Raw genomic sequence first — 7,129 nt, forward strand, 5'->3', positions numbered from 1 at the left:
GAACCCGGTGGCGGGCCGAGGCGTTCAGGCCCGCTTGGCCTCCAGGAAGCGGTGCAGGCGGCTCCACGGCCAGGTGTTGATCACGTCGTCCTTCGTGAGCCAGCCGCGCTGCGCCGTACCCACCCCGTAGCGCAGGTACGGCAGGTGCGTGGTGGCGTGCGCGTCCGAGTTCACCGCGAACTTCACCCCGTACCGCTTCGCCCGGAGAATGTCCTCGTCGCCTAGGTCGAGCCGCTCCGGGTGCGCGTTGATCTCCAGGGCGGTGCCCGTGCGCGCACATGCCTCGAAGACGGCGTCGAAGTCGGCGTCCACGCCGGGGCGGCGGCCGATCCGCCGGGTGGTGGGGTGGCCGATGACGGCGACGTTCGGGTTCTCGCAGGCCCGGATGAAGCGCCGGGTCATCGCCGCCCGGCTCTGGCCGAAGTGGGAGTGCACGGAGGCCACGCACAGGTCGAACCCGGCGAGGAACCCGTCGGGCCAGTCCAGCCCGCCCTCCGGGCCGATGTTGAGTTCCGTGCCGTGCAGCAGCCGCATCCCGCGCACCGTGCGGTCCAGTGCCCGCAGTTGCTCGCGCTGCGCCAGGATCTTCTCCCGGGTCATCCGCTGCATGGCGAGGTCCGGCGCGTGGTCGGTGACCGCGTAGTACGCGTACCCGCGCGCGGCGGCCGCCGCCACCATGTCCTCCAACGGGGCGAGCCCGTCGGTGAGATCGGTGTGGGTGTGCAGGTCGCCCCGGATGTCACCCTCCTCCACGAGCGCGGGGAGTTCGCCCTTCAGCCCGGCCGCGACCTCTCCGCGGTCCTCGCGCAGGGTCGGCGCGATCCAGGGCAGGCCGAGCCGGCCGTAGACCTCCTCCTCCGTCTCCGAGGCGAGGCTCTCGCCGCTCTCCGCGTCGAAGAGGCCGTACTCGGAGAGCTTGAGCCCCTGGCGCACCGCGAGGGCGCGGGTGCGGATGTTGTGCGCCTTGGACCCGGTGAAGTACTGGAGCCCGGCTCCCCAGGAGGCGGGCGGCAGGACGCGCAGGTCGACCTGGAGGCCGGCCGTCGTGCGAACGGAGGTCTTCTTCGCACCGTGCGCGATGACGTCGGCCACCAGCGGGAGCTCGGTGAGGGCCGCCATGAAGGGTGCGGATCTCCCGGCCGCGACCAGGATGTCCACGTCGCCGATCGTCTCGCGCATGCGGCGCAGTGAGCCCGCGTACGTGCAGCGAACGCACCCCGGGATCCGCTCCATCTCGGCGACGATCTGCTCGGCGATGTCCATGGCGGCGCCGAGCAGGATCCGCCCGTCGGCGTTCCGCAGTACGGATATGCCGTGGAGGATGTTCTGCTCGGTCTGCTCGCCGAAGCCCTTCAGGTCGCGCAGCCGCTCCTCGCGGATGGCGTCCTCCAGCTGCTCGACGGAGGAGACGCCCAGCTCGTCGTAGAGGACGAAGGCCTTGCGCGGCCCGAGACCGGGAATCGCGGTCAGCGCCCGTACCCCGGCCGGGACGGCGGCCCTGCGCGCCTCGATGTCCGGGACGCGGCCGGTGCTCAGGTACTCGACGACCTTCTCCGCGATCGACTTGCCCACGTTCGGGATCTCCCGCAGGCCCTTGACGTCGAGCCCGGCGACATCGGCCGGGTGGCCGCCGATGGCGCGGGCGGCCTTCTCGTACGCGCGCGCCTTGAAGGCGTCGCCGCCGCCGATCGCGATGAGGTCGGCGTACTCCCGGAGCAGCGCCTCGACCTTTTCGTTGGCCCTGGCCATGCCTCCAGGGTGCCTCACCTCGTGCGCCGGGGCCCGGCCGACGACCCCCGACGAGAAGTTGAGGATTGTTCACTTTCCATTGACAGGGCGGGCGCCGCGGGCCAACAGTGTGCCGTCAGCGCCCTCGCACGCCTCGACCGAAGTGAGCCCGTATGACTGCGTCCGTACCCCCGTTCCCCGCCGGCTTCCTGTGGGGCGTCTCCGCCTCGGCGTTCCAGATCGAGGGATCGACCACCGCCGACGGGCGGGGCCCCTCCTCCTGGGACGCGTTCGCCAAGGAGCCCGGGCGCATCAAGGACGGCTCGCACGCCGACGTGGCCACCGACCACTACCGCCGCTACCGCGAGGACGTGGCCCTGATGGCCGGGCTCGGCGTCGGCGCCTACCGGTTCTCGGTCTCCTGGTCCCGCGTCCTGCCGGACGGCCACGGGCAGGTCAACCGCGCGGGGCTGGACTTCTACGACCGTCTGGTCGACGCACTGTGCACGGCCGGCATCGCCCCGGTGCCGACCCTGTTCCACTGGGACACCCCGCTCGCCCTGGAGGAGAAGGGCGGCTGGCTCAGCCGCGACACCGCCGAGCGGTTCGCCTCGTACGCCGCGGTCGTCGCGGAGCGGCTCGCCGACCGGGTCCCGATGTGGATCACCATCAACGAACCCGCCGAGGTCACCCTCCTCGGGTACGGCATCGGCGAGCACGCCCCCGGCAAGGGCCTCGTCTTCGACGCCCTGCCCGCCGCGCACCACCAGCTCCTGGCCCACGGCCTGGGCGTACAGGCGCTGCGCGCCGCGGGCGCCCGGCAGATCGGCATCGCCGCCTCGCACAGCCCGGTCCGGGCGGCGAGCGACAGCGCGGAGGACCGCGGCGCGGCCGAGTTGTACGACCTCCTCACGAACCGGCTCTTCGCCGACCCCGTCCTGACCGGCGCCTATCCGGACCCGGGGCTCGCCTCGATGCTGCCCGGGCCGGTGGCCGAGGACCTGAAGGCCATCTCCGCCCCCCTGGACTGGTACGGGATCAACTACTACAACCCGATGGTGGTGGGAGCCCCGCAATCGAGCGCCACCGCCAGCGGGTTCGGCGGCATCGAGCTGCCGGCCGGCCTCCCCTTCGCCTTCCGGCCCGTCGAGGGGTGCGAACAGACCGACTTCGGCTGGCCGGTGGTGCCGGACGGGCTGCGCGAACTGCTCGTCTCCCTGCGCGGGCGCTACGGCGACCGGCTGCCGCCGCTGTACATCACCGAGAACGGCTGCTCGTACGGGGACGGGCCCGATCCCGTGACGGGACGGATCGCCGACGCGCGCCGGATCGCGTACCACGCGGGCCATCTGGAGGCCCTGCACCGGGCGATGGCGCAGGGGGTCGACGTCCGCGGCTACTTCATCTGGTCGATCCTCGACAACTTCGAGTGGGCCGAGGGGTATCGGCAGCGGTTCGGCCTGGTCCACGTCGATTACGACACGCTGGAGCGGACCCCGAAGGACTCGTACGCGTGGTACCACGACGTGATCAAGGGCGGCAGATGACCGTCGGGGGGACGGCCGCGAAGGCGGCCGGTCCCGCCGATCCGCCGGGCCCGGTCGGCGGGCGGTGGGTGGGCGCGCTGTCCCTCGCCAACCTCGGGGTGTGGGTCGGCTGGTTCGGACCGCTCCAGCTGCTGCTGGCCCGCCAGGCGGAGCAGCTCGCCCCGGACCACAAGGCGGCCACGCTCGCGCTGGTGACGGGGGTGGGGGCGGCCGTCTCGATGGTCGCCAACCCGGTCTTCGGGGCCCTGTCGGACCGTACGACGGCCCGGGTCGGCCGGCGGATCCCCTGGGTGGTGGCGGGGGTGCTCGGCGGGGCGGCCGGGCTGCTCGTCCTCGCCCTGGCTTCGAGCGTGGCCGTGGTGGTCGCGGGCTGGTGCCTGGTCCAACTGGCCCTCAACGCGGCCTTCGCCGCCCTCACCGCCGCAGTGCCCGACCAGGTCCCGCCGCGCCGGCGCGGGCTGGTCGGCGGCTGGCTGGGGGTCTCCCAGATCGGCGGGATCCTGGCCGGGACGGCGCTGGCCACGGCCGCGGGCGGCATCGCGGCCGGTTACCTCGCGTGCGCTGCCTTCTCGGTGCTCGCGGCCGTCCCGTACGCGGTGATGCGGCGCGACTCGCGCTTGCGGCCCGCCGACCGGCCCGCGTTCCGGTGGCGGATCTTCCTCACCGGCTTCTGGATCGACCCGCGCCGCCATCCCGACTTCGGCTGGGCCTGGTTGACGCGTTTCCTGATGAACCTGTCGTACTCGGTCAGCACGATGTACCTGCTGTACTACCTGACCGACGCGGTGCGCTACGAGGGCGACGCGGACACCGGGGTCCTGGTCCTGACGGCGCTCAACGCGCTCACCCTGCTCGCCACGGTGGTGGTCGGCGGGGTCCGTTCGGACCGTACGGGCCGCCGGAAGGTCTACGTGATCGGGGCGGGGCTGGTCATCACGGTGGCCACCCTGCTGCTCGCCGTCTGGCAGACCTGGACCGGGGCGGTCGTCGCCTCACTGGTCCTCGGGGTGGGCTTCGGCGTGTACACGTCGGTGGACTTCGCCCTGCTGACGGACGTGCTGCCGACGGCACAGGACCGCGGCCGCGACCTCGGCGTCATCAACGTCGCCAACGCGCTGCCGCAGGTGCTGGCGCCGGTGATCGCCGCACCGGTGGTCACGCACTTCGGCGGGTACACCGCGCTCTACGCGCTCGCGGGCGCCCTGGCGCTGGCGGGATCGGTGCTGGTCCGTCGGATCCGCGGGGTGCCGTAGGCGGGCACCTGACGCGTCCGCGGCGCCACCGGACGGACCGGCGGCACCGCGGACGCGGCGGATCAGGAGTTGACGCAGACGTTGCCGGCGGCCGGGTTCAGCAGGCCGATGAGGTTGATGCTGTTGCCGCAGGCGTTGAGCTGGAGGTGGATCGGGATCTGGACCACGTTGCCCGAGAGGATGCCCGGCGAGCCGATGGCGTAGCCCTCGGCCCCGGCGTCGGCGGACGCGCTGCCGATGCCGCCGAGCGTCGCGCCGATGACCAGTGCGGCCCCGACGGCCAGAGTGCGGATCTTCATGTGGGTCTCCCATCGCATGAGGGTGTTGCGGGGGCCATCCCATACCAGTGGCGACCGAACCCACCCGATTCACCCGGTCGTGGGCCCCGTCCGCGGGGCGGTGCGGCCGTTCGGAAGACGTCCCCGGCCCTGTGCGGGAGCTTCCGGAAAGTGAATTTTTCCGGAAAGGGCAATCTCCCGGGCGCCCTGGCGCGTATGCCCCTCTGGAAGCCTCTTCAGTGAGACAGCTCATGGAGGAAAACTCATGGCCATCTTCACTCACCTGATTCCCGCGAAGCACCGCCGTCGCGGCAAGAGGGACATGACCTCGGGACGTGACGAGAGCACCGGCAGGCGCCGTCACCGCCGCCGCCACTGCAACAACGACAATGACAACGGCCACCGGGGCAACCACGGCAACAACTGGTAAGCACCATGGGACGGGTAGCGCGGCATGCACTGCGGCGGCTGCTGTCGGTGGCAGAAGACCCCGACGCGGTCGTCGCCGCCGCGCCGCCCGTCACTCCCCGCGAGGCGTTCCGCCGGTTCTGGCCCTACACCCGGGGCGGCCGGCGCTGGCTCGTCCCGATCCTGCTCTTCAGCATGATCGGCCCGTTGATCGACGCGGCCGAGATCTGGCTCTTCAAGGTGGTGGTGGACGAGGTCCTCGTCCCGCGCGACCTCGGCCCGTTCCTGTGGATCGCGTTGGCCTACCTGGGCCTCGTCCTCGCCTCCGGCATTCTCGAGTTCGCCGACGACGTGCTCTCCACATGGGTCGGCGAACGCTTTCTGCTGGCGCTGCGCTCGGACGTCTACCGGCACGTCCAGGGGCTCTCCCTGGGCTTCTTCGAGCGGCGGCGGCTGGGTGACGTACTGTCACGCATCACCGGCGACGTCGACGCGATCGAGACCTTCCTCCTCTCCGGCGTTTCCAACGCCCTGTACTACGTCATCCAGTTGGGTGTCTTCCTCGGACTCCTCTTCTACCTGAGCTGGGACCTGACCCTCCTCGCGCTGGTCATCGTGCCCCTCTTCTGGGGCGCGGCACGGCGCTTCTCCCGCCTCATCAAGGCCGCCTCGCGCGAGCGGCGCCGCCGCAGCGGCTCGATCAGCGCGATAGCCGAGGAGTCGCTCGGCAACATCGCGCTGGTGCAGGCGTACAACCGGCAGGACACGGAGGAGAGCCGGTTCACCCGCGAGAGCGTGGGCCGCTTCCGCGCGGCGATGGTCTCGGCGCGGATCCGCTCCGTGTACGGCCCGCTCGTCGAGGTGATCGAACTGACGGGCGCGCTGGCCGTGATGGGCCTGGGCACGTGGAAGCTGGCGCAGGGCCAGCTCACCCTGGGCGGGCTGCTGGTCTTCGTCGCCCTGCTGGGCCGGCTCTACAGTCCCATCCGCGACCTGTCGCAGCTCACGAACACCTTCTACGCGGCGTCCGCGTCGGCCGAGCGCATCATCGAACTGCTCGACCAGCACCCGCAGGTCGCCGAGGTCGAAGCCGCCCGTGCCCGGAGGATCGGGCGCGCCCGGGGCGATGTCGAGTTCCGCGGCGTCTCGTTCCGCTATCCGGGCACGGCGCGATGGGCCTTGCGGGGGGTGTCCTTCCGCGTACGGCCCGGTACGACGCTGGCGCTGGTCGGGACGAGCGGCGCCGGCAAGTCGACGGTCGGCAAGCTCCAACTGCGCTTCTACGACCCGGACGAAGGGGCCGTCCTCCTCGACGGCACCGATCTGCGGGAGCTGCGGCTGTCCGAACTGCGCGAGAACGTGGCGGTGGTGCTCCAGGAGACGCTCGTCTTCCACGGCACCGTACGGGAGAACATCGCCTACGGGCGACCCGGCGCGAGCGAGGCCGAGATCGTGGCGGCGGCGCGTGCGGCCGACGCCGACGGGTTCATCCGGCTCCTCCCCGAGGGCTACGACACCGTCGTGGGCCAGCGGGGCCGGACGCTGTCCGGCGGGCAGGCCCAGCGCCTGGCGATCGCGCGCGCCATGGTCCGGGACGCGCCCGTCCTGCTGCTGGACGAGCCGACCACCGGTCTGGACGCCGAGTCGGCCCGCCGGATCATGGAACCGCTGCGCCGGCTGATGGCCGGGCGCACCACCGTCGTGATCTCCCACAACCTGCTGACGGTCCGCGACGCCACGTCCACGGTGGTCCTGGACCGGGGCCGGGTCGCCGAGTGCGGTACCCACGAGGAACTGCTCGTGCGGGGCGGCGCCTACGCCCGCCTCCACCGGGTGAACGGCGGCGCCCCCGGCCCCGGACCCTCCTCCCCGCTGAAGGTGCCGTCATGAGCCTCGCGACCACCACCCGCCGCGC

6 protein-coding genes are annotated in these 7,129 nt (G+C 72.1%); 4 read left to right on the plus strand and 2 right to left on the minus strand.

The annotated features are described in order from the left end of the window. Positions 1–24: 24 nt before the first annotated feature. Positions 25–1,749: a DNA polymerase/3'-5' exonuclease PolX gene (polX, locus tag ACS04_RS11680; RefSeq protein ID WP_048476501.1), complete on the minus strand. Its 1,725-nt coding sequence runs from the start codon at positions 1,747–1,749 to the stop codon at positions 25–27. A 152-nt stretch (positions 1,750–1,901) separates the two neighbouring features. Here polX and ACS04_RS11685 point away from each other — a divergent pair, with 152 nt between their 5' ends. Together ACS04_RS11685 and ACS04_RS11690 are read left to right on the plus strand one after the other, a co-directional pair. Then, the gene (locus ACS04_RS11685) at positions 1,902–3,275 is read left to right on the plus strand and encodes a GH1 family beta-glucosidase (protein ID WP_048476502.1); all 1,374 of its coding nucleotides are present in this window, start codon (positions 1,902–1,904) and stop codon (positions 3,273–3,275) included. Then, entirely contained in the window at positions 3,272–4,528 is a 1,257-nt protein-coding gene (locus tag ACS04_RS11690) for an MFS transporter (protein WP_048476503.1), read from the plus strand. The genes ACS04_RS11685 and ACS04_RS11690 overlap by 4 nt, the downstream gene beginning before the upstream one ends. A gap of 62 nt (positions 4,529–4,590) precedes the next feature. On the opposite strand, the gene ACS04_RS11695 is transcribed toward ACS04_RS11690, so the two are convergent. Beyond that, positions 4,591–4,827, minus strand: coding sequence for a chaplin (locus tag ACS04_RS11695; protein WP_048476504.1), 237 nt, complete (start codon positions 4,825–4,827; stop codon positions 4,591–4,593). Positions 4,828–5,071: 244 nt separating this feature from the next. On the opposite strand from ACS04_RS11695, the gene ACS04_RS38140 reads away from it, so the two are divergent. After that, a complete protein-coding gene (locus tag ACS04_RS38140) occupies positions 5,072–5,236 on the plus strand; it encodes a hypothetical protein (protein ID WP_158977244.1) in 165 nt (54 codons plus the stop codon). A gap of 5 nt (positions 5,237–5,241) precedes the next feature. Then, on the plus strand, positions 5,242–7,104 hold the full coding sequence (locus ACS04_RS11700) for an ABC transporter ATP-binding protein (protein WP_048476505.1): 1,863 nt from the start codon (positions 5,242–5,244) through the stop codon (positions 7,102–7,104). The last annotated feature ends 25 nt before the right edge of the window (positions 7,105–7,129 follow it).

Source organism: Streptomyces roseus (assembly GCF_001044425.1).
Lineage (GTDB): Bacteria > Actinomycetota > Actinomycetes > Streptomycetales > Streptomycetaceae > Streptomyces > Streptomyces roseus.